We start from the raw sequence: 19,499 nt of genomic DNA on the forward strand, positions 1-19,499 counted from the left end.
GCGCTTTTTGCGCCTCGGCCCGAAACCTACACCACCCCGAACGCCAGCATGGCATCGGCCACCTTCTTGAAGCCGGCGATATTGGCGCCCTTCACATAGTCGATATAACCACCGCCCTGATCGCCATAGGTGATACAGCTGTTGTGGATGCCGTCCATGATGTCCTTGAGCATCTGCTGCAGCTCGCTTTCCTTCCAGCTGCGGCGTTCGCTGTTCTGGCTCATCTCGAGCCCCGAGACCGCAACGCCGCCGGCGTTGGCGGCCTTGCCCGGCGCGAACATGATCTTCGCATCCTTGAAGACATGCACGCCCTCGAGGTTGGTCGGCATGTTGGCGCCTTCGCTGACCGCGATGCAACCGTTCTTGACCAGCATCTTGGCATCGTCGCCAAGCAGCTCGTTCTGCGTCGCGCACGGCAGCGCGACGTCGCACTGGACACCCCATGGCGTCTTGCCGGCGGTGAAGGACGCATTCTTGAACTCGTCGCAATATTCCTCGATCCGGCCGCGGCGGTGCGTCTTGTGCACCTTCACCCAGTCGATTTTTTCCTGGGTGATGCCATCGGGATCGTGGATGAAGCCGCCCGAATCGGAGAGGGTCAGCACCTTGCCGCCGAGCTGGACGATCTTTTCGGCGGCGTGGGTCGCGACATTGCCCGAGCCCGAGATGACGGCGGTCTTGCCGACCAGGTCCTGGCCCTTGGCGGCGAGCATGTTGGCGAGGAAATAGACCGCGCCATAGCCGGTCGCCTCGGTCCGGATCAGCGAGCCGCCCCATTCGAGGCCCTTGCCGGTGAGCACCCCGGTGAATTCGTTGGTGATGCGCTTATACTGGCCGAACATGAAGCCGATCTCGCGGCCGCCGACCCCGATGTCGCCCGCCGGCACGTCGATGTCGGCGCCGATGTGGCGATAGAGCTCGGTCATAAAGCTTTGGCAGAAGCGCATGATCTCGCGCACGCTCTTGCCCTTGGGATTGAAATTCGACCCGCCCTTGCCGCCGCCCATCGGCAGCCCGGTCAGCGCATTTTTGAACGTCTGTTCGAAGGCGAGGAATTTGAGCACCGATTCGGTGACCGAGGGGTGGAAGCGGATGCCGCCCTTATACGGGCCGATGGCGTTGTTGTTCTGGACGCGCCAGCCGCGCTGGACGCGGACGTTGCCATTATCGTCTTCCCAGCAGACGCGGAAGGACACGACCCGGTCGGGTTCGGCGATGCGCCGCAGGATCTGCTGCGCGTGATATTCTTCCTTGTCCTTGATGAAGTCGAAAATGTCTTCGGAGACTTCCTGAACCGCCTGGACAAACTCCGTCTGCCCCGGATTGCGCTTTTTCACGCCCTCCATGAATGTCGAAAAATCGACATGATCCGATACTGCCATGCACCCCTCCCCTGTTGAATTGGGAAAATCGGTGCGACCCGTTGACGATTTTGTCGTTGACCGACCTTGCCCTTCAAAGGCTACACCATCGTCCGGCAAAGGCAAGACACCAGCAAGTGTCGCATGGTTTTTTTCGCAGATGCGAACAAAGGGGCAAAAATGAGCGAGAGCAACAAGATGGCCGGCGGCATGACGGGCATCAATCGCGCGATCCTGATCGCCGCCTTCGTGCTGCTGGCGGCGGCGATCGGTTATGCGATCTGGCGGGATTCCGCGGGGGACAGCGCCAGCGCGGCGCCCGAAGCGGTCGCCGCGCCGTCGGACCAGCTCGCCGCGCTGGAGGCGCGGACCAGGAAGGAACCGAACAGTCCCGATGCGTGGATGCAGCTGGGCGCGGCACGATTCGACCTTGGCGATTTTGGCGGCGCAGCAACGGCGTATGAAAAAGCGGTGGCGCTGTCGCCGGATTCGGCGGGGCTGTGGTCGGCGCTCGGCGAAGCGCGGGTGATGGCGAGCGACAGCGACCCGATGCCGGCGAAAGCGCTCGAAGCGTTCGACAAGGCGATCGCGCTGTCGCCCAAGGATCCCCGCGCGCGCTATTTCCTCGCGGTGAAGAAGGATGTCGGCGGCGACCATAAGGGCGCGATCGCCGACTGGTTCGCGCTGCTCGAAGACACGCCGCAGGGCGCGCCGTGGGAGGCCGACCTGCGCCGCACGATCGAGCAGGTCGGCGCGATCCACAAGATCGAGGTCGCCGCGCGGCTCGCCGGCACCCGGCCGCGCCCGTTGACCGCCGACGAGATCCCGGTCGCCGCGCGGGCGATTCCGGGACCGAGCCGGTCGGACATGGAAGCGGCATCGCAGCTCCCCAAGGGCCAGCAGGACGTGATGATCCAGGGCATGGTCGACGGGCTGGAGACGAAGCTGAAGGCCAATCCGGCCGACGTCGACCGCTGGATCATGCTGATGCGCAGCCGCATGACGCTGGGCGAAAGCGCCAAGGCGGCGCAGGCGCTGAAGGACGGCATCGCGGCCAATCCGGGCGCGGCCGCGCGATTGAAGGCGCAGGCGCAGCTGCTGGGCGTGCCGGGGGCGTAACTGGGACTCGCACAAAGCCACAAAGAGGGCTTCCCAATCCCCGTTTGCCCTGAGCTTGTCGAAGGGCCGTTCTTCCTTTGGATGCGGAAGGAAGAACGGTGCTTCGACGAGCTCAGCACGAACGGAATTTAGTGCCCTTCTTTGTGGCTTCGTGGCTTTGTGCGAGCCAATTCTACCCGGCCATCAGCGCCGCATTGCCACCTGCCGCCGTAATATCGGTCGAGATCGATTTTTCCTCGGCGAAGCGGAACAGATAATGCGGGCCGCCGGCCTTGGGACCGGTGCCCGACAGGCCGCGTCCGCCGAAGGGTTGCGAGCCGACGATCGCGCCGATCTGGTTGCGGTTCACATAGACATTGCCGACCGCCGCGCGCGCCGCGACATGCGCCGCGACGCCGTCGATGCGCGTGTGGACGCCCAAGGTCAGCCCGTAACCCGACGCGTTGATCGCATCGATCAGCGCGTCGAGTTCGCCGCCCTTCCAGGTCGCGACATGCAGCACGGGGCCGAAGATTTCGCGCTTCAGATCGGTGACATGGTCGAGGCGAATCAGCGCGGGACGGACGAAATGGCCGCCGGCGGACAGCGCGCCGCCCGCTTCGGCGATCACGCGGCCCGCCGCGCGGGCGTCGGCCACGTAAGTCGCGATATTCGCCTGCGCCTCCTCGTCGATAATGGGTCCGACGTCGGTCGCGAGCAGCGCGGGATTGTCGACCGCGAGTTCGGCCATCGCGCCCGCCACCATATCGATCATCGTATCGGCGACATCCTCCTGCACGCAGAGCAGCCGCAGCGCCGAACAGCGCTGGCCCGCCGACTGGAAGGCCGAGGCGACGGCGTCGCGCGCGACCTGTTCGGGGAGCGCGGTCGAATCGACGATCATCGCGTTCGCGCCGCCGGTCTCGGCGATCAACGTCGCGATCGGGCCGTCGCGCATCGCGAGGCTCCGGTTGATCAGCCGCGCGACCTCGGTCGAGCCGGTGAAGGCGACGCCGATGACATCGTCATGGCCCGTCACCGCCGCGCCGACGATTTCGCCGCGACCCGGGAGATAATGGAGCAGTTCGACCGGGACCCCGGCTTCGTGGAGCAGCTCGACTGCGGCGTGGGCAATCAGCGGGGTCTGTTCGGCGGGCTTGGCGAGCACGGCATTGCCCGCCGCGAGCGCCGCCGCGACTTGCCCGAGAAAGATCGCAAGCGGGAAGTTCCACGGGCTGATGCAGGCGAAGATGCCCTTGCCCTCGAGCATCAGCTCGTTGCGCTCGCCGGTTGGGCCGGGGAGCGCCAGCGGATGGGTGAAATGCGCGCGCGCCTGACCCGCATAATAGCGGAGGAAATCGACCGCCTCGCGCACCTCGGCGACCGCGTCGACCAGCGTCTTGCCGGCTTCATCGATGGCGAGGCCGAGGAAAAGCGCGTCGCGCTCTTCGAGCAGATCGGCGGCGCGTTCGAGGCGGTCGGCGCGAAAGGCGCCGCCGGCGAGGCTCCAATGTTCCTGTACCGATTTCGATGCGGCGACCGCCGTATCGACGGCGGCGGCATCGGCCTCGATCACCGAACCGATGACCGCGCCCGTCGCGGGATTGCGGACTGGCACGGCGGCGCCGGACAGCGCGCGGCCAGAAACAATTGGTGCGGCAACAGGATTCGCGCGTCGCGCCTTGACCATCGCCGCCATCAACGCCTCGGGAACGCCCGGTTCGCCGAGATCGTAGCCGCGCGAATTGCGGCGTTCGGGATCGAGCAGGGTCAGGCCGGTGGCGATCGTCGAGGGCTTGCTGGCGATGCTTCGCGGGTCGACCGCGAGTTGCTCGGCGGTGACGTCGGGGTCGGAGAATTGATGCACGAAGCTGCTGTTCGCGCCATTCTCGAGCAGGCGACGGACAAGATAGGCAAGCAGGTCGCGATGGGTGCCGACGGGGGCATAGACGCGCACCGGGCGCGGCGGCGGGAACAGCCCGACGATCGCGTCATGCGCGCCCTCGCCCATGCCGTGCAGCCGCTGCAACTCATAATCGGCGCCCGCGAACAGCTCGGCGATGAAGGCGAGCGTCATCGCATTGTGGCTGGCAAAGGCGGGGAAGATCGCATCCTGCGCATCGCGGAGGATCTGCGCGCAATGCATGTAATTGAGGTCGGTGTGGTTCTTCGCGGTGAAGACCGGGAAGTCGGCGAGCCCCATGGTCTGCGCGCGCTTGATCTCGGTATCCCAATAGGCGCCTTTCACGAGGCGCATCGACAGCTTGACGCCGCGCGCGCGCGCCTTGGCGGCGACCCAGCGGATCACCTCAGGGGCGCGCTTCTGATAGGCCTGGATCACGATGCCGAGCCCGGTCCAGCCGTCGGCGATGCCCGCGTCGATCAGCGCGGCATAGACGTCCATATGCGGTTCGAGCCGGTCGCTTTCCTCGGCATCGATCATCAGCGGGATGTTCACCGCGCGCGCCGCGCGGGCGAGCTCGATCACGCGCGGGATCAGCTCCTGACGAACACGCGCGCCTTGCAGATATTCGTAGCGCGGGTGGAGCGCCGACAGCTTGATCGAGATGCCATGATTGGCGTGCGGGTCGCCCGCCTTTGCGTTTTTGCCGATGCGCGTGATGGCACCCGCATAGCTGTCATAATAGCGCGTCGCGTCCTCGGCGGTGCGCGCTGCCTCGCCGAGCATGTCGAAGCTCGCGAGTTCGCTCTTCTCCTTGTCGGCGCGCTTCACCGCAGCGTCGATCGTCTCGCCCATTACGAACTGCTGGCCGAGCATCTTCATCGCCGCAAGCGAGGCTTGGCGGATCACCGGCTCGCCCGAGCGGCGGATCATCGATTTCAGCAGCGCGAGCGGGTTCGCCTTGCTGCCGAGCGAGTCGAGCATCAGCGTCGCCGAACCGAGCGACAGGCCGCGCGCCGACAGCGCCACGATCAGCGGGCTGTCCTCATCCTCGCCCTCGTTCCAGCGGCGCCCGGCGATCTTGTCGCGGATCAGCGCGTTGGCGGTCGCGCTGTCGGGCACGCGGAGCAGCGCCTCGGCGAGGCACATCAGCACGACGCCTTCCTCGGTCGACAGGCGATAGCGGTTCATCAATTGCGCGACGAGCGTCTCGCGCTCGCCCTCGGCCTTCGCTTTGCGGATCAGCGCGAGCCCGCGCGCGGTGGTCGCTTCGACCGTGGCGGGCGAGCGGGCCAGCTCGGCGCGCAGGTCGGCGACGATATCGGTTTCGGGACGGCGGGCGAGGGCGCGGATGGCGGCGCGGTCGGTGGGCTGGATCATGTCCCGTCCATAGCAGATCGCACGAAGTCGATCCGACTTCATTGTTGGCCATCGATTTATGTTTTGACCAATTTTGGAAGGTTTCTTAGTCTGAATATATGAAAAATTCCTCCTTCTTGGTCGATCTGGACGAGTTCGACCGCAAGATCCTGACCATCCTCGGGCGCGACGGGCGGATCACCTATACCGATCTCGCGACGCGGGTCGGGCTGTCGAAGACGCCCTGCCAGGCGCGCGTCAAACGGCTGGTCGACAGCGGGCTGATCACCGGTTTCCGCGCGATCGTCGATCCGGCGAAGGTCGGCCTCGACCATGTCGCCTTTACCGAGGTCAAATTGTCCGACACGCGGGAGGAGGCGCTACGCCAGTTCAACCACGCGGTGCGGCAGATTCCCGAAGTCGAGGAATGCCATATGATCGCGAGCAGCTTCGATTATCTGCTCAAGGTGCGCACCCCCGACATTCGCCGGTATCGCATCGTGCTGGGCGAGAAGATTTCGAGCCTGCCGCATGTCGCGAGCACCTCGACCTTCGTCGCGATGGAGACGATCTTGGAATCGGCGCGCTGACGGAGGGAGCAAAGACGCAGAACGCCTGCAATGGCCGACTTTACCCGCCGGGCGCGATCGGGAAGAAATATGCGATATCTGGAACGGAGCCACATGATGAGCCGCCTGCACCCCCTTTACGCGGCGATGGAGCCGACGATTTTCGAGCATATGTCGGGGCTGGCCACAGCGCATGGAGCGATCAACCTCGGGCAGGGGTTTCCCGACGAGCCGCCGTCGCCCGACATGATCGAAGCCGCCGGGCGCGCATTGCGCGAAAAGTCGCACCAATATCCGCCGTCCTTCGGGCTCCCCGAATTGCGCGACGCGATCTGCGGCTTTTATGCCAGGCGCCAGGGACTGATGCTGGCGCGCGAGCAGGTCGTCGTGACGTCGGGAGCGACCGAAGCCCTCGCGGCGACCATCCTGGCGCTGGTCCGGCCCGGCGACGAGGCGATTCTCTTCCAGCCGGCCTATGACAGCTATGCGCCGATGGTCCGGCGCGCCGGCGGCACCCCGGTGTCGGTCCGCCTCGACCCGCCCGCGTGGCGCTATGACGTCGAGGCGCTGGCGCGCGCGATCACCCCGCGCACGCGGGTGCTGATCCTCAACGACCCGCTCAATCCCGCCGGAAAGGTCGCGAGCGAAGCCGAACTCGCGATGCTCGCGGACGTCTGTCGGCGGCATGACCTGATCGCGATCTGCGATGATGTGTGGGAGGATGTGCGGTTCGATGCCGTCCCGCATCGCTCGCTGCTGGCGATGCCCGGCATGGCGGAGCGCGCGGTCAAGATCGGGTCGGCGGGCAAGATTTTCGGGCTGACCGGATGGAAGGTGGGATGGTTTTGCGCCGCGCCCGATCTCGCGCAGGCGATCGGACGCGCGCATCAGTTCCTGACCTTCACGACGCCGCCCGCGCTGCAGTGGGCGACCGCCGAAGGGTTGGCGCGCCCCGATTCCTGGTTCGCGCCGCAGCGCGCGACATGGGCGACGGCGCGCGACCGGCTGGCGCAAAATCTGGAGCGCGCGGGTTTCGTCGTGCTGCCGAGCGCGGCGACCTGGTTCCTCGGCATCGATCTGGCCGCATCGGGAATCGCCATCGACGACAGGGACTTCAGCGAACGCGCGGTGCGCGAGGCGGGCGTCGCGTCGATCCCGGTCTCGGCGCTGTTCGAGGGCGACGGGCCGCGGCATATCCTGCGGCTTTGCTTTGCCAAGGACGCCGCGACGCTGGACGAAGCGGTCGCAAGGTTGGCGCGGTTTCGCGACACCCTCGGGACGGAACGGCGCGCCTGAAGCCGGGGCCGCGCGGACCGAAACTTTTGCTTTTGCCACGCCAAGAAAGCTTCGCGCGACATATCTCAATCAAATAAGTAGAAAAACTGCAGATCTTCGGATCTCGCGGCTTTTGATAGCTGTCAGCTTGCTCCGCGTCATCAACGGCTAAAGCGCACGAAGACCGGGCAGACCGTCGGATTCGTGCTTCTGATAAGGAGATACGGATATGAGGATTCGCCGTCAGGACTCGCCCCGCCCACGCCATCGGACTGGGGCGCCGCCGCTCCCGCATCCGTCCTGGTCGTCGCCCGCCGCCGCACGGCCCCGCGTCAGCGCACAGGAATTCTGGCAGCGGCTCGGCCTGTGATCGCGGTCCCTGCCGCGCCGTCCGAACTGACCGACGGCGTCGCCGCGATCGCCGCCGAACTCGCCGAGATACGCCGCGAGTGGCGCGATGCGCGCGGCCATGACGCCGAATATGGCAGCGAGGGTTTTCCTTCGCGCGGCGACCTGGCGAAGATCGTAGGGGCGCTGTGCGGCGCGCTCTATCCGCTGCGGCTCGGTCCCGATTTCGTGCGACCGCACAATGAGCATGTCTTCGTCGAACAGACGCTGCAGACGACCCTCGCGCGGCTTTACGGACAGGTCCGGCTCGAACTCCTCTACGCGATGTCGGACGAGGCGATCCACGCCGTCGATGCCCGCGCCGACGCGATCGTTCAGAATTTCACGGCCAAGCTGCCGGCGCTGCGCCGCCGGCTCGATACCGATGTCGAGGCGGCGTGGCGCGGCGATCCCGCCGCGCGCAGCGTCGACGAAGTGCTGATCTGCTACCCCTCGATGCTCGCGATCATCCATCACCGGCTGGCGCACCGGCTGTATGTCGACGGCGCGAAACTCGTCGCGCGCATCATCGCCGAGGTGGCGCATGACAAGACCGGGATCGACATTCATCCGGGAGCCGAAATCGGCGACAGCTTTTTCATCGACCATGGCACCGGCGTCGTCATCGGCGAGACCGCGATCCTCGGGCGCAATGTCCGCCTTTACCAGGGCGTCACGCTCGGCGCGCGCAGCTTCGCCGCCGACGAGGCGGGGGTGATGGTCCGCAACATCCCGCGCCACCCGATCGTCGAGGACGATGTCGTGATCTATGCCGGCGCGACAATCCTCGGGCGCGTGACGATCGGCGCGCGGTCGGAAATCGGCGGCAATGTCTGGCTGACGCATGACGTCCCTCCCGAGAGCCGGGTCATCCAGGCGCGCGAGCAGAACAGCATCAGCGGCGCATAAGCGGCCGAGGGCAAGCCGTAGCGCCTTTGTCACGGCGCTGATGACGATGCCCGGACCCACTGACCGACGCCGAAATCGCCGAAACATCGGGGTAGAGCGGGACGCGGGCCATCGAGAATCGCAAAAGATATGTTGACGACGCCGCCGTCATCGTGGCACTCGGCCGCCGCATCGCCAAGGCAACCGCCGTAAACGCCCTGCAAAGTGCCGGGCCAAATGACAGCCAAGCCATTGAAATGCGGGTGTAGCTCAATGGTAGAGCAGAAGCTTCCCAAGCTTACGACGAGGGTTCGATTCCCTTCACCCGCTCCAATATCTTAAAAATCCAAGGAAAACTGCGACCGATCATCGTCGCGGCGATACCGTGCGGGCGTCTGCTGCACAAAGACCGCATGGCTTCGGCGACCGGGACGGCATTTCCTGTTCTCGGCTCCCATTATCGGCGATGCGCGCCGACCAATCGCGTGATGGTGTGGGCGCCGCGTGAAACCGAGCGCTTGTTGGGGGCGATGGTCCCGAGGTTGCCGCTATCCTTCGCTTGTCACGCGATGGGGCCCGCAGGTACGCCGGGCTGAAGGTCCGGGTGCGCGGCCGCCACTTCGCGTAGCGCCCGCGCCGCATTGCCGGCCGCGCGCACGCGGGGGAAGGGCGACAGGTCGACCCGATACCGCTCGGCGCTGTCGAGCTGCGGTACGAGGTAGCAATCGGCGAGTGTCGGTGTGTCGCCGAAGGCGAAGCGCCCGCCGTGCCGCGCGACGAGGCTTTCGAGCGCGGCAAAGCCCTCGGTGATCCAGCGTGCGATCCACGCCTTGACCTGAGGATTGGTCGCCTCGAAGTCGCCGCGGATCGCATTCAGGACGCGCAGGTTGTTGAGCGGGTGAATGTCGCAAGCGATGAGCGCCGCCATCGCGCGGACGATCGCCGCGTCGTCGATGTCGCCGGGAAGCAGCGGCGGGGTCGGCCATTTCGCGTCGATCCATTCGAGGATGGCTGGGCTTTCAATCAGGACCCGGCCGTCCTGTTCGAGCGCCGGGACCAGATGATGCGGTGCGATCTGCGTGTAGGCGGCGTCATGCTGTTCGCCGGCGAGAAGATCGACCGGCTGCTGCCGATAGGCGATGCCTTTGAGCCCGAGCGCGATGCGGACGCGATAGGCTGCGCTCGAGCGCCAGAAGCCGTGCAGGAGGATTTCGGTCATGGCGTCGGAAATAAGGCCGCGTCGCCATGACGGCAACTGCGATCGCAGCCGGGGCCGGCGGGCGCCTAGGCCGCGCGGCCCCGATTCTCCGTTGTGCGCGCCCATTCCGAAAGATTGCCGTGCCGCTTGATGGTCTTGAGGCACACCAGGGTCGACAGGCGTTGCACGCCGGGCAGCTTCGACAGGCTGTGGCGCAGCAGTTCGTCGAGATGGTCCGCCGAGCGGGCAAAGATCTTCAGCAGATAATCGCTTTCGCCGGCGGTCGTGTGGCATTCGACGACGGCGGGGTGGGCGAGTACGGCGGCTTCGAATTCGGTGTGGGCGTCGAAGCGGATCTGCACCTCGACAAAGCTTTGCATCGCCAGCCCGAGGGCGCCGGGGTCGAGCCGCGCGGCATAGCTTTCGATGATGCCGCTGTCCTCAAGGCCTTTGACCCGCGACCAGCAGGGCGATTTGGAAAGTCCGACATTCTGCCCGAGCTCGGCATAGGATTGCCGGGCATCGCGTTCGAGTTCGGCGACGATCTTCCAGTCCAATTTGTCCATGTTCCGCTCCGAGCTCCAGTCGCCCGCCTTCTACGCCATTCCGTTGAAGGTTTGAAGGACATCATCCCGCAATATGGATCTTATGAAGAACGATTGACCGACCCGACGCAGATTCGGAGCCAAAATGCGGACAATGTTCGCAGGCTGGCGCGCTACTATCGCGGCAGAAGGTTTGGAGAGAGACCGGTGGCCGCCACGCATATTTTCAACGCACCGCCCGAAGGGGTCGCGGCCGATTGGACGATGCCGCAAAATTGGTCGGCCTTCTCCCCCGAGCAGCATCGGACCTGGCGGACCCTGTTCGACCGGCAGTCGACGGCGCTCGATGGCTATGCGTGCCGGTCGTTCCTCAAAGGCCTCGACATCCTCCGCCAGCTCACGCCGGGGGTCCCCGATTTCGCCGAGCTCAACGCGCTGCTGAAGCCCGCTTCGGGGTGGGAGGTCGTCGCGGTGCCCGGCTGGATTCCCAACCGGCCCTTTTTCGAGCATCTCGCGAACAGGCGCTTTCCCGCCGCCAACTTCGTCCGTCCGCCCGAGCAGATCGCGTACAGCGAAGAACCCGATATGTTTCACGACATATTCGGCCATATCCCGATGCTCGCCGATCCGGCCTTTTCCGATTTCCTCGTCGCTTATGGCGAAGCCGGGCTGCGCGCCGAAAAACTCGGCGCTTCCGATTTCCTCGGGCGGCTCTGGCTCTACACCGTCGAATTCGGCCTTGTGGTCGAGGATGGCGCGTTGCGGGCCTTTGGCGGCGGCCTTCTTTCGAGCCCCGCCGAAACGCTTCGCGCGCTCACCTCGGCCGAGCCACGTCGCATCTGGCTCGACATCGAACGGGTGATGCGAACCGATTATCATTTCGACGAGTTCCAGCGCATCTATTTTGTGGTCGAGAGCTTCGAGGCCCTGCTGCGCGCGACCGAAGACACCGACTTCGCGGGCGTCTATCGCAAGATCGCGAACGACCCGGCGCTCGAACCCGGAGATGCCTGGCCTGGCGACATCGCCTATGACGGGCGCCTGTCGCCCGTTGGAGCGGGACCGGCAAAGGGAGTGGCGGCACGATGATCAGGCAGACGAGCGACGGCGGCACCGACATCTTCGAGACCGAGATCGACGGTGAGACGATCCAGTGGGACAATGGCCTCACCTATGCGCGCCACCTGCAGACCGCGCAGCTGCTCTCGGCGCAGGTGCCGGTGTCGGACAAGCCCGATGAGATGCTGTTCATCATCATGCACCAGACGATGGAGCTGTGGCTCAAGCTCGTCCTGCATGAGGGGCGGCTGGTCCATGACGCGATCAAGGCCGACCGGCTCGCGGTCGCGGGCAAGGGGCTCGACCGGATCGCGACGATCCAGCGCCACATGATCCACAGCTGGGAGGTGCTCGCGACGCTGACCCCGCATGATTTCCTGACCTTTCGCGGGTTCCTGCGCCGCGCCTCGGGCTTCCAGTCGCAACAATATCGCGAGCTCGAATATCTGCTCGGCAACAAGCGCGAGGATATGATGATCGTCCACAAGGACGACCCGCAGGCGACCGCGCGGCTGCGCGCGGCGTTCGAGGCGCCGTCGCTCTACGACGAACTGCTGCGGCTGCTCGCGCGGCGCGGTTTTGCCATTCCCGCCGATCATCTGGAGCGCGACTGGACGAAACCCTATGAGGCGTCGGAGGCGGTCGAGCAGGCCTGGCTCGCGATCTACACCGATCCCGAGCATCATTGGGACCTCTACACGCTCGCCGAGAAGATCACCGCGCTCGAATATTATTTCCAGGAATGGCGCTTCAAGCACATGAAGACCGTCGCCCGCGTGATCGGGCACAAGCCGGGGACCGGCGGCTCGTCGGGGGTCAATTATCTCGTCAAGGCGCTCAGCCTCAGCTTCTTTCCCGAACTCTGGTCGATGCGCACCGAAATGACCGCGCCGCGCGAGGGTGGTGATTATAGCGGCGGCGACTATGCCGAGGGAGCGCGCGCATGAGCCGGATCTGGGACATTTCGCAGCCGCTGCACGCCGCCGTCCCGGTGTGGCCCGGCGAGCCCGCCTTCGCGCTGCACAGCCACGCGGTGATCGGGGGTGGCTGCCCGGTCAATGTCGGCGCCATGTTCACGCCTTTGCACGCGGGCACCCATGGCGATGCGCCACTCCACTATGCCCATGATGGCGCCGCCTCGGCCGATTGCGACCTGGGCGCCTATATCGGGCCGTGCGTGCTGCTCGACGTGCGCCATGCGCGCGGGCGGGTCGAGATCGCCGATATCGACTGGACCGCGACCGAGGGCGCCGAGCGCGTCTTGCTGCGCACCTATGAGCAATTTCCGCACGAGCAATGGGACAGCGATTTCACCGCGATAGCCAGCGATGTGATCGCGCGGCTAGGCAGCATGGGCGTGCGCCTGATCGGCACGGACGCCGCCTCGCTCGACCCCGAACAGTCGAAGACGCTCGACGCGCATCAGGCGGTGAAGGCGGCCGACATGCGGATATTGGAGGGGTTGGTGCTCGATGACGTGCCGGCCGGCCGCTACGAACTGATCGCCTTGCCGCTCCGTATCGTCGGCGCCGATGCCAGCCCGCTACGCGCCATCTTGAGGGACATCGCATGACCGACACGATCCTTGCCACCGATGTGTCGGCGCTCGACGCCGCCGATCCGCTCGCGCCGTTTCGCGACCGCTTTCACCTCCGCGAAGGCCTGATCTATCTCGACGGCAATTCGCTCGGCGCGCTGCCGAAGGCGACCGGCGAGCGGCTTGCCGGCGTGATCGGCAGCGAATGGGGCGAAGGGTTGATCACCTCCTGGCTCGGCGCCGAATGGTCCACCGCGCCGCGGCGCATCGGCGACAAGATCGGCCGGCTGCTCGGCGCGAATCCCGGCGAGATCGTCGCAACCGATTCCACCTCGGTGAATATCTTCAAGGCGCTGACCGCTGCCCTTTCGTTGCGGCGCGAGCGGTCGGTGATCCTGTCGGAAGCGACGAACTTCCCGACCGACGTCTATATGATGCAGGGCATCGAAGCTTTTTCGGGTGGACGCGTGAAGGCGGTCACGGTCGCGCCCGACGCGATCGTCGACGCGCTGAACGAGGACGTCGCGGTGCTGCTGCTGACGCAGGTGCATTACAAGTCGGGCCGCGTCCGCGACATGGCGGCGATCACCAAGCGCGCGCACGAAGTCGGCGCGCTCGTCGTCTGGGATCTCAGCCACAGTGCGGGCGCGATCCCGGTCGACCTCAATGGCGCGAACGCCGATTTTGCGATCGGCTGCGGCTATAAATTCCTCAACGGCGGCCCCGGCGCGCCCGCCTATCTGTTCGCCGCCGCGCGGCATCATGCGGCGACGCCGGTGCTGTCGGGCTGGTTCGGCCATGCGCGGCCCTTCGAATTTGAGGAGGATTATGATCCCGCCGCCGGGATCGAACGCTTCCAGTGCGGCACCCCGCCGGTGCTCGGCCTGTCGGCGCTCGAGGTCGGCGTCGATCTGATGCTCGAAGCCGATATGGCCGAAATCCGCCGCAAGTCGCTCGCGCTCGGCGACCTGTTCATCGAACAGATGCGGCCGCTCTGCGACGCCTATGGCTTTGAACTGGTCAGCACGCAGGGCCATGCCGAGCGCGGCAGCCAGGTCGCCTATGCGCATCCGCAGGGCTATCAGATCGTCCAGGCGCTCAAGGAATTCGACGTGATCGCCGATTTCCGCGCCCCCGACATCTTGCGCTTCGGGCTGACCCCATTGTACCTGCGTTATCAGGATATCGTCGACACCGCCCGGCGGCTCGAAAAGGTCTGCGCGACGCGTGCGTGGGACAAGCCGCACTATCACCAGCGGGCGGCGGTGACATGAGCGAGGTGTCCGCCCCTTTCCTGCCCAGATCGCGCATCGCGGCGGTGCAGGCCGCGCCGGTCTTCCTCGACACCGCGCGCACCATCGACAAGGCGTGCGCGCTGATCGCCGAGGCGGCGGGCAATGGCGCTGCGCTTGTCGCCTTCCCCGAAGTGTTCGTGTCGGCCTATCCCTATTGGAACTGGCTGATGACGCCGATCGAGGGCGCCGCGTGGCATGAGCGCCTCTACCGCGCGTCGGTGCGCGTCGACGGCCCCGAGGTTGCCGCGCTGTGCGCCGCCGCACGCGACCATGGCTGCACCATCGTCATCGGCATCAACGAACGCGATCCCGTCAGCGTCGGCACGCTCTACAATACGAACCTGATCATCGGCGCCGACGGCAGTCTGCTCGGGCGGCATCGCAAGCTGGTGCCGACCTGGGCGGAGAAGCTGACCTGGGCGGGCGGCGACGGCAGCTCGATCCGCGTCTACGACACGCCGGTCGGGCCGCTCGGTACGCTCGCCTGCGGCGAGAATACCAACACGCTCGCACGCTTCGCCTTGCTGTCGCAGGGCGAGCTCGTCCATGTCGCCAACTATATCGCGCTGCCGGTCGCGCCCGCGTCCTATAATATGGCCGAGGCGATCAAGATCCGCGCCACCGCGCACAGCTTCGAGGGCAAGGTCTTCACGATCGTCGCCTGCTCGGCGGTGAGCGAGGAAATCATCGCCGCAATGTCTGCCGACCGCCCGCAGAACCGCGACCTGCTGTCGCGCCCGAACAGCGCCTTTTCGGGCGTCATCGACCCGCACGGCAATCTGGTGGGCGAGCCGCTGATCGACGACGAGGGCATCGTCTATGCCGACATCGACCTCGGCGAATGCATCCGGCCCAAGCTGATGCACGACATCATCGGCGGCTATAACCGCTTCGACATCTTCAACCTGACCGTCGACCGGACCCCCCGCGCGTCGGCCCTGTTCGTCGACGCGCCGCAGCCCGTCGATCCCGATGAGGAGACGTCCTGATGGCAAGCAACAGCACGATCATCGACCCCCGAGACGATGTGCTCGGACGTGCGCGCGTCACCGACACGCCAGAGCTGGAGGCCTTCTACGAGGAGCTCGCCGGACGCAATGCCGGCGCCTTCTGGAAGCGCGCCAATGCGATCGAGCCGTGGGAGCCCGCAACGCGCTATCGCCCGACCCTCTGGCGCTACGCCGACATGCGCGCCATGTGTCTGCGCGCGCTCGATCTGGTGAAGCCCGAAGAGGCCGGGCGCCGCGTCGTGACGCTGCTCAACGACAGCGATGCGGGGCGTGAGAATGTCGCGGTGTGCGGCTGGCTGTTCAGCGGCATGCAGGCGATGCGCCCCGGCGAGATCACCCCCGCGCACAAGCACACCGCCTCGGCGCACCGCTTCATCATGGAGGGGCAGGGCGCCTATACCGTCGTCGACGGCCACCACATCACGCTCGGCGCCAATGATTATGTGCTGACCCCGAACGGCGCCTGGCACGACCATGGCGTCGTCGCCGGGGGCCAGGTGTCGATCTGGCAGGACGGGCTCGACATCCCGCTGATGAACAGCCTCGAGACCAATTTCTACGCGGTCTACGACCAGCCCGCGCAGACGGCGGCGTTCCCCGCCGACGATTTGCCGCTGAGCTATGGCGGCGCGGGGCTGCGGCCCGAAGGTCTGGCCGCGTGGGAGAAGCCCTATTCGCCCGTGATGGTCTATCGCTGGGAAGCGACGCGCGACGCGCTGTGGAACCTCGCCAAGGTATCCGACGGCACCCCGTTCGACGGGCCTATGCTGCGCTATTCGAACCCGCTGACCGGCGGCTGGGCGCTGCAAACGATGGGCGCGCATATGCAGATGCTGAAGCCCGGCTTTCGCGGCAAGGCGCACCGCCACACCGGCAATGTCGTCTACAACGTCGCGGGCGGGCGCGGCTATTCGATCATCGGCGGCGAGCGCTTCGACTGGGAAACCCACGACATCTTCTGCGTGCCGGCCTGGACCTGGCACGAACATGTCAATCTCGACGCCTCCGAGACCTTCCTCTTCTCGTTCAACGATTTCCCCGTGATGGAGGCGCTCGGCGTCCGGATCGAGGAAGCCTATTCCGAAAACGGCGGCCACCAGCCCGCCTGATTTGCAGCAGACAGGACAGATTATGCGCTTCGTCACCTATCGCACGGTCGAGACCGAACCCCGGCTCGGCCTTCTCCACGACGGCCTCGTCATCGACGTCGAATATTTCGGCGATGCGATCGGGCAGGACCTGCCTTCGACGATGCTCGATTTCATCGATCTGGGGCCGATCGGCCTCCGCTTCCTCAAGGAAGCTGTCGCCGGAGCGACGAGCGCCGATCTGGTCGGCACCTCGCTGCCCGAGGGCAACGTCATTTTGCTCGCGCCGATCCCGCGCCCGCGCAAGAATATCTTCGGCATCGGGCTCAACTATACCGAGCATGTCGCCGAATCGGCGCGCGCGCTCGACACCTCGGACGCCTTGCCGAAACAGCCGGTGATTTTCTCGAAGCCGCCGACTGCGGTCGTCGCATGGAACGACCCGATCCGCCACAATGCGAAGGTGACGCAGCAGCTCGACTGGGAAACCGAGCTCGCGGTGGTGATCGGCAGCACCGCGCGCCACGTCGCCGAGGGGGACGCGCTGAGCCATGTGTTCGGCTACACCGTCATCAACGATGTGTCGGCGCGCGATTGCCGCCGCGCCGGCCAGTGGATCGTCTCGAAGGGGCAGGACAGCTTCGCGCCGATGGGTCCGTGCATCGTCACCGCCGACGAAATCGGCGACCCGCACACCCTCAATATCCTGACCCGTGTGAACGGAGTTGAGAAGCAGAACAGCAACACCCGCTTCATGCTGTTCAACGTTCCGCAGCTGATCGCCGATATTTCCAGCGTGATGACCCTCGAACCCGGCGACATCATCGCCACCGGCACCCCCGCAGGGGTCGGCGCGGGCCGCGATCCGCAGGAGTTCATGTGGCCGGGCGACGTCGTCGAATGCACCGTCGAGGGCATCGGCACGCTGCGCAATCCGATCGTCGCGGTCTGAGGCGCGCCGGATGACCCGCCCCATCCGCATCGGGCAGATCGTGCCCAGCTCGAACGTCACGATGGAAACCGAGATTCCGGCGCTGCTCCGCGCGCGCGAAACCGTCGCGCCCGAACGCTTCACCTTCCACTCGTCGCGGATGCGGATGAAGAAGGTGACGAAGGAGGAACTCGCGGCGATGGACGCGGACTCCGACCGCTGCGCGCTCGAACTGTCCGACGCCGCGGTCGATGTGCTCGGCTACGCCTGCCTCGTCGCGATTATGAGTATGGGTGAGGGCTATCACCGCGTGTCGGAGGCGCGGCTGCACCAGCGCACCGTCGAGAATGGCCGCGCCGCGCCCGTCGTGACGAGCGCGGGGGCGCTGATCGAGGGATTGAATGTCCTCGGAGCGAAACGCATCGCGCTGGTGGCGCCCTATATGAAGCCGCTGACGCAGATGGTCGTCGGATATATCGAGAGCGAGGGCGTCGCTGTCGCCGACTGGCTCGCGCTCGAAATCCCCGACAATCTCGAGGTCGCGGCGCAGGATCCCGCCAATCTGCTCGAACATTATAAAAGGCTCGACCTGACCGGCATCGATGCGCTCGTCCTCTCGGCGTGCGTGCAGATGCCGTCGCTGCCCTCGGTGCAGAAGATCGAGGATGCGATCGGCTTGCCGGTGGTCTCGGCGGCGATCTGCACCGCGCACCAGATGCTCACGCGCCTCGGGTTGCCGACCGAGGTTCCGGGGGCCGGCGCGTTGTTGTCGGGGCGCTACTGACATAGTCGATGGGCGCTGGCCGGCGCTCTCAAAGACGGAAGGACGATGCGCTACTCGCGCCCCGCGATGCCCTCCGCCGCGCGGCGCGGCGGCAACAGGCGCAAGACCGGCAGCCGCGCGACGACGGCCGGCCGGCGCCAGCGACCAAGCTAATCCGCGCATCGATCCATCGCGGCTTTGGTTTGGACCCCCCGCGCCGCTTCTTTTAGAAATGCCTCAACAAGGCCGCAAACAGGCGGCGCTTCGCGTAAATCGCAAGGAGAGGTTGATGGATCCGGTGGCCATGGCGCAGCAGTTGGGCGGGGGCTTGCTTTCCTTCCCGGTCACGCATTTCGACGCCGACGGAGCTTTTGACGAGGCGCCCTATCGCGATCATTGCGCCTGGATGCTCGAACATGAACTCACCGGCCTGTTCGCTGCGGGCGGGACGGGGGAATTTTTCTCGCTGACGCCGGGTGAAGTCGTCGATGTCGTGCGCGCCGCCGTGGCCGAAGGGCATGGCAAGGTTCCGGTGATCTCGGGCTGCGGCTATGGCACCGCGATCGCGGTCGATATCGCGCGGGGCGCCGAACGGGCGGGCGCCGACGGTCTCTTGCTGCTGCCGCCCTATCTGGTCGGATCGAAGCAGGAGGGGCTCGCGGCGCATATCGAGGCGGTGTGCCGTGCGACCGGGCTCGGCGTGATCGTCTATAACCGCGACAATGCGATCGTCGACGACGAGACGCTGGCGGGACTGTGCGACCGCAATCCCAATCTCGTCGGTTTCAAGGACGGCGTCGGCGATATCGAACTGATGACGCGCATCTATGCCCGCATGGGCGACCGCCTGACCTATATCGGCGGGCTGCCGACCGCCGAAACCTATGCCACGCCCTATCTCACCATGGGCGTGACAACCTATTCGTCGGCGATCTTCAACTTCATGCCCGAATGGGCGCTCGCCTTTTACAAGGCGGTGCGCGCGGGCGATCAGGTCGAGGTGATGCACCAGCTGCGCCAGTTCGTGCTGCCCTATATCGCGCTGCGCAACCGCGGCCGTGGCTATGCCGTGTCGATCGTGAAGTCGGGCTGCCGCCTGATCGGTCGCGACGCCGGGCCGGTGCGCTCGCCGCTCACCGATCTCAGCGCGGCGGAGGAACAGGAATTGCGCGCGTTGATCGAGCGCGCCGCGCCAAAGGCTCTTTCGGCTGCGGCCTGACCGGGATAGGCTGG

At 65.9% G+C, this 19,499-nt stretch carries 17 protein-coding genes and 1 tRNA gene; 14 read left to right on the forward strand and 4 right to left on the reverse strand.

Annotated elements, in window-relative coordinates:
- Window positions 1-26: 26 nt before the first annotated feature.
- Window positions 27-1,382, reverse strand: a complete 1,356-nt coding sequence (gdhA, locus tag ACREB7_RS03145) for an NADP-specific glutamate dehydrogenase (RefSeq protein ID WP_431590832.1) — start codon at window positions 1,380-1,382, stop codon at window positions 27-29.
- Between the two features lie 159 nt (window positions 1,383-1,541).
- On the opposite strand from gdhA, the gene ACREB7_RS03150 reads away from it, so the two are divergent.
- Window positions 1,542-2,480 (forward strand): TPR domain-containing protein, encoded by a 939-nt coding sequence (locus ACREB7_RS03150; RefSeq protein ID WP_431590833.1) that lies wholly within the window; start codon window positions 1,542-1,544, stop codon window positions 2,478-2,480.
- 172 nt (window positions 2,481-2,652) lie between these two features.
- Here ACREB7_RS03150 and putA read toward each other — a convergent pair whose 3' ends face one another.
- On the reverse strand, window positions 2,653-5,742 hold the full coding sequence (gene putA / locus ACREB7_RS03155; protein WP_431590834.1) for a bifunctional proline dehydrogenase/L-glutamate gamma-semialdehyde dehydrogenase PutA: 3,090 nt from the start codon (window positions 5,740-5,742) through the stop codon (window positions 2,653-2,655).
- A 98-nt stretch (window positions 5,743-5,840) separates the two neighbouring features.
- Here putA and ACREB7_RS03160 point away from each other — a divergent pair, with 98 nt between their 5' ends.
- The 4 genes from ACREB7_RS03160 (at window position 5,841) to ACREB7_RS03175 (ending at window position 9,173) form a co-directional block, all read left to right on the forward strand.
- Window positions 5,841-6,311 (forward strand): Lrp/AsnC family transcriptional regulator, encoded by a 471-nt coding sequence (locus ACREB7_RS03160; RefSeq protein WP_431590835.1) that lies wholly within the window; start codon window positions 5,841-5,843, stop codon window positions 6,309-6,311.
- A 96-nt stretch (window positions 6,312-6,407) separates the two neighbouring features.
- Window positions 6,408-7,586: an aminotransferase gene (locus tag ACREB7_RS03165; protein WP_431590836.1), complete on the forward strand. Its 1,179-nt coding sequence runs from the start codon at window positions 6,408-6,410 to the stop codon at window positions 7,584-7,586.
- A gap of 345 nt (window positions 7,587-7,931) precedes the next feature.
- Entirely contained in the window at window positions 7,932-8,861 is a 930-nt protein-coding gene (gene epsC / locus ACREB7_RS03170) for a serine O-acetyltransferase EpsC (protein WP_431590837.1), read from the forward strand.
- 238 nt (window positions 8,862-9,099) lie between these two features.
- A tRNA-Gly gene (locus tag ACREB7_RS03175) sits at window positions 9,100-9,173 on the forward strand.
- Window positions 9,174-9,402: 229 nt separating this feature from the next.
- Here the strand turns inward: ACREB7_RS03175 and maiA are convergent.
- A complete protein-coding gene (maiA, locus tag ACREB7_RS03180) occupies window positions 9,403-10,059 on the reverse strand; it encodes a maleylacetoacetate isomerase (protein ID WP_431590838.1) in 657 nt (218 codons plus the stop codon).
- A gap of 65 nt (window positions 10,060-10,124) precedes the next feature.
- Window positions 10,125-10,604 (reverse strand): Lrp/AsnC family transcriptional regulator, encoded by a 480-nt coding sequence (locus tag ACREB7_RS03185; RefSeq protein WP_431590839.1) that lies wholly within the window; start codon window positions 10,602-10,604, stop codon window positions 10,125-10,127.
- Between the two features lie 186 nt (window positions 10,605-10,790).
- Here ACREB7_RS03185 and phhA point away from each other — a divergent pair, with 186 nt between their 5' ends.
- The 9 genes from phhA (at window position 10,791) to kdgD (ending at window position 19,485) form a co-directional block, all read left to right on the forward strand.
- On the forward strand, window positions 10,791-11,672 hold the full coding sequence (phhA, locus tag ACREB7_RS03190; protein WP_431590840.1) for a phenylalanine 4-monooxygenase: 882 nt from the start codon (window positions 10,791-10,793) through the stop codon (window positions 11,670-11,672).
- Window positions 11,669-12,589, forward strand: a complete 921-nt coding sequence (locus tag ACREB7_RS03195) for a tryptophan 2,3-dioxygenase (protein WP_431590841.1) — start codon at window positions 11,669-11,671, stop codon at window positions 12,587-12,589. The genes phhA and ACREB7_RS03195 overlap by 4 nt, the downstream gene beginning before the upstream one ends.
- A complete protein-coding gene (gene kynB / locus ACREB7_RS03200; protein ID WP_431590842.1) occupies window positions 12,586-13,215 on the forward strand; it encodes an arylformamidase in 630 nt (209 codons plus the stop codon). Before ACREB7_RS03195 ends, kynB begins: the two co-directional genes overlap by 4 nt.
- On the forward strand, window positions 13,212-14,453 hold the full coding sequence (gene kynU / locus ACREB7_RS03205; protein WP_431590843.1) for a kynureninase: 1,242 nt from the start codon (window positions 13,212-13,214) through the stop codon (window positions 14,451-14,453). The genes kynB and kynU overlap by 4 nt, the downstream gene beginning before the upstream one ends.
- A complete protein-coding gene (locus ACREB7_RS03210; RefSeq protein WP_431590844.1) occupies window positions 14,450-15,463 on the forward strand; it encodes a carbon-nitrogen hydrolase family protein in 1,014 nt (337 codons plus the stop codon). Before kynU ends, ACREB7_RS03210 begins: the two co-directional genes overlap by 4 nt.
- Window positions 15,463-16,593, forward strand: coding sequence for a cupin domain-containing protein (locus tag ACREB7_RS03215; protein WP_431590845.1), 1,131 nt, complete (start codon window positions 15,463-15,465; stop codon window positions 16,591-16,593). The genes ACREB7_RS03210 and ACREB7_RS03215 overlap by 1 nt, the downstream gene beginning before the upstream one ends.
- Before the next feature lie 22 nt (window positions 16,594-16,615).
- Window positions 16,616-17,524 carry a fumarylacetoacetate hydrolase family protein gene (locus ACREB7_RS03220; protein ID WP_431590846.1) on the forward strand — a complete coding sequence of 303 codons (909 nt, stop codon included), beginning with the start codon at window positions 16,616-16,618 and terminating at the stop codon, window positions 17,522-17,524.
- Window positions 17,525-17,534: 10 nt separating this feature from the next.
- Window positions 17,535-18,287 (forward strand): maleate cis-trans isomerase family protein, encoded by a 753-nt coding sequence (locus ACREB7_RS03225; RefSeq protein WP_431590847.1) that lies wholly within the window; start codon window positions 17,535-17,537, stop codon window positions 18,285-18,287.
- Between the two features lie 268 nt (window positions 18,288-18,555).
- Window positions 18,556-19,485 (forward strand): 5-dehydro-4-deoxyglucarate dehydratase, encoded by a 930-nt coding sequence (gene kdgD, locus ACREB7_RS03230; RefSeq protein ID WP_431590848.1) that lies wholly within the window; start codon window positions 18,556-18,558, stop codon window positions 19,483-19,485.
- Window positions 19,486-19,499: the final 14 nt, after the last annotated feature.

This window comes from Sphingopyxis sp. (genome assembly GCF_050725615.1).
Taxonomy (GTDB): domain Bacteria; phylum Pseudomonadota; class Alphaproteobacteria; order Sphingomonadales; family Sphingomonadaceae; genus Sphingopyxis.

Bases quoted from the DNA above. Each gene is read 5' to 3' on its own strand.
- gdhA (WP_431590832.1), bottom strand. From the start codon at position 1,382: ATGGCAGTATCGGATCATGTCGATTTTTCGACATTCATGGAGGGCGTG.
- ACREB7_RS03150 (WP_431590833.1), top strand. From the start codon at position 1,542: ATGAGCGAGAGCAACAAGATGGCCGGCGGCATGACGGGCATCAATCGC.
- putA (WP_431590834.1), bottom strand. From the start codon at position 5,742: ATGATCCAGCCCACCGACCGCGCCGCCATCCGCGCCCTCGCCCGCCGT.
- ACREB7_RS03160 (WP_431590835.1), top strand. From the start codon at position 5,841: ATGAAAAATTCCTCCTTCTTGGTCGATCTGGACGAGTTCGACCGCAAG.
- ACREB7_RS03165 (WP_431590836.1), top strand. From the start codon at position 6,408: ATGAGCCGCCTGCACCCCCTTTACGCGGCGATGGAGCCGACGATTTTC.
- maiA (WP_431590838.1), bottom strand. From the start codon at position 10,059: ATGACCGAAATCCTCCTGCACGGCTTCTGGCGCTCGAGCGCAGCCTAT.
- ACREB7_RS03185 (WP_431590839.1), bottom strand. From the start codon at position 10,604: ATGGACAAATTGGACTGGAAGATCGTCGCCGAACTCGAACGCGATGCC.
- ACREB7_RS03195 (WP_431590841.1), top strand. From the start codon at position 11,669: ATGATCAGGCAGACGAGCGACGGCGGCACCGACATCTTCGAGACCGAG.
- kynB (WP_431590842.1), top strand. From the start codon at position 12,586: ATGAGCCGGATCTGGGACATTTCGCAGCCGCTGCACGCCGCCGTCCCG.
- kynU (WP_431590843.1), top strand. From the start codon at position 13,212: ATGACCGACACGATCCTTGCCACCGATGTGTCGGCGCTCGACGCCGCC.
- ACREB7_RS03210 (WP_431590844.1), top strand. From the start codon at position 14,450: ATGAGCGAGGTGTCCGCCCCTTTCCTGCCCAGATCGCGCATCGCGGCG.
- ACREB7_RS03215 (WP_431590845.1), top strand. From the start codon at position 15,463: ATGGCAAGCAACAGCACGATCATCGACCCCCGAGACGATGTGCTCGGA.
- ACREB7_RS03220 (WP_431590846.1), top strand. From the start codon at position 16,616: ATGCGCTTCGTCACCTATCGCACGGTCGAGACCGAACCCCGGCTCGGC.
- ACREB7_RS03225 (WP_431590847.1), top strand. From the start codon at position 17,535: ATGACCCGCCCCATCCGCATCGGGCAGATCGTGCCCAGCTCGAACGTC.
- kdgD (WP_431590848.1), top strand. From the start codon at position 18,556: ATGGATCCGGTGGCCATGGCGCAGCAGTTGGGCGGGGGCTTGCTTTCC.